A 2,243-nucleotide genomic window follows, 5' to 3' on the forward strand; every position below is an offset into this window, starting at 1 on the left:
GGTAATAAAAACCACGACTGCTATCAGCCCCTTTGATTCCGGTAACGCCGATCCCCGTCTCGATGAGGGAGAGGAGATAGGGCTCAAGCGCCTAAGTTTCGACTCTGTGGGCGCGCAAGAGCAAGTTGGTTCCCAAGTCCTCTTGGGCTGCCCAAAAGGCGCAAATCCACCACGAAACCTCGTCTTGGCGATAAATGCCACAGGTGAAAGGATAAGGTTGCAAAATATTCGCCATCTGCGCTAAGGCCGGAACTTCCGCCATGTAGTCGGCCCACACTTGGGGATCCAAGGCTTCGTAGGTGAAATCGGAAGGAAAGAATGTGCAACTGGATTCCAGGCTGGGCCGGTTGGTCAGCAACAATTGAGCAGGATCTGAGGATTCACAGCCCAAGCGATCCCCGATCTGAAAGGTCAGTTGAAACAGACAGTTAATCAGATCAAATTGCTCAGGGCTCATAAGTTCAGAATTCCTAACTTTCAGATTGGGATGGGCGTTAGAGTTGACAGGTGCGACGGCTGCGCTCCAGCTCCGGCTCGATCCAGGAGAGGGCGAAGTGACTCACACAGGGCAACTGCGGGAAGCGGCGGGCCAGCTCTGCTGTTTGGGTTTCCAGGCTGGGGCGTTGCCGCTGGGCTTGTCCCCATAGACCGGCAATGGCCGGGCAGACAAAGGTTTGGGGAGAGGCCACAGCCAGGACCTGCTCCACCTGCTGCGCCACACAGGAGCTATCCTCGCACTTGGCATAGGCCATTGGGTGCCATTCCATACCCGGATCAAAGCGGTCCCAGGGTTGCAGACGAGCGTCAAACCCTTCTCCTACTGCTTGGTTGCCTTCTGGGAAGAAGACAGCCCCCACCGGGATCCCCAGCCTCTGGGCGGGTTGGGCGGCCTGCTGTAGATAATCGAGAACGCCGTAGCGGGCAAACTCGACGCTCAGCTGCCAAAGCTGCTGCTGCCAACGTTCTTGGCGAACGGCGGTGCTGGGGGTGGGGGAAGGGGCAGGAGTTGGTGCTGCTGCCTCAGAACTGGAATCCGCCGGTTTCTCCAGACTCTCTGGTAAATCTTTTGCAGAGGAAAGCTGATCCCCCTGCCAATTCCTGCTGGCCATGTCTTGGGCAGCCCAGTCCAGTAACTCTGGGGAAAGCGCCCATTTCTCGGTCGGGCTGGGCCAGGGATCCCCTGGCTGACGCCATCTGGGTTCCTCGGCGTAGGCGGCATCCAACTGCTGCACATCCCTCACCGTCACGTAGCCCTGGCTCAAATAGCGCTCCAGCAGCGCCCGACCCGCTGGATTTTCTGCCAAATCAAGGTAGGCTTTCCGAGCGGCCTCTCCGTGAATCCACAAGTCTCGGACGGTGGCTGCCACGCTGGATCCCCCTGAGCCACGCGGATAGCGAATGTAGTCGAAAAGGATCCCATCTGGCTGTCGCTGTAGAATGCGGCGGACCAACTCGGCAAAATCCCGCCGTGCCAGGGGATGAAAGGGATCCACAAATACCTCGCCAGGACTGCCCAGGTCTTCCGAAAGGGCTGTAGCGGGATCCAAGACGGTGGTTATGCCACGACCGTTGCGGGCCAGGGCCACCTGTCGATCGGGCCGTTGTCCGTAGCTGTAACCGAAATTGAGGGAAAACACCCAAGCATAAGCAGACAAACCGCGGCGTCGCGCCGCCTTCAGAGCCAGATCCAACAAGTCGGCGTTGGGCTGTAGGCTGGGCCAGATCCCCCCTGCGCCATCCGGCAAAATGGAGCGACCATCGTAAAAGGTCTCGATAAAGACGCGGTTGTAGCCCAGGTTTACCACTTGGTCGAACACCTGATCCAACACGCCCGGATTGGCATCACAGGGATGCAGACGTACCCAGATGGCCTGGATCTGGGGCCAGCGTTGGCTGCGGCAGGCGATCAAGGCAGCGCCATGTTCGGCCAAAACTTGGGTGTACTCGGCCCAAGCAGCATTCGACTGGGCAGCCTGCTGGCGCAGTTGAGCCTTGCGCGCTACCTCCTCGGGCGGCTGTCGGCAGTAGGCGTCGAGCCGAGCAGCCAAGTGGGATCCCCTCTGTTCCGCACTGTCTACGGAACCAGAGCTGGGGAAAAGGGAATGGCCGGGCCACAAGAACTGAGCCTGGGCCGTGATTCCGGATCCCAGCAACATCAGCGCGCCCAGCACACCCGCAAGCCAGCGGCTCCCTTTGTTTTTTGGCAGTCTTAGCACTGATACATTCACGCTGAACTCTCCTGA

General features: G+C 59.1%; 2 protein-coding genes. Both read right to left on the reverse strand.

Features of this window, described 5'->3' with window-relative positions:
• Positions 1–91 precede the first annotated feature (91 nt).
• Positions 92–457 (reverse strand): hypothetical protein, encoded by a 366-nt coding sequence (locus NW815_RS13915; RefSeq protein WP_414390976.1) that lies wholly within the window; start codon positions 455–457, stop codon positions 92–94.
• 37 nt (positions 458–494) lie between these two features.
• Positions 495–2,171: a hypothetical protein gene (locus NW815_RS13920; RefSeq protein WP_414416144.1), complete on the reverse strand. Its 1,677-nt coding sequence runs from the start codon at positions 2,169–2,171 to the stop codon at positions 495–497.
• Positions 2,172–2,243: the final 72 nt, after the last annotated feature.

Origin of the sequence: Synechococcus sp. R6-7 (genome assembly GCF_047461695.1) — a bacterium.
Taxonomy (GTDB): domain Bacteria; phylum Cyanobacteriota; class Cyanobacteriia; order Thermostichales; family Thermostichaceae; genus Thermostichus.

Coding starts and splice junctions, on each gene's coding strand:
- NW815_RS13915 (WP_414390976.1), bottom strand. CDS start 457: ATGAGCCCTGAGCAATTTGATCTGATTAACTGTCTGTTTCAACTGACC.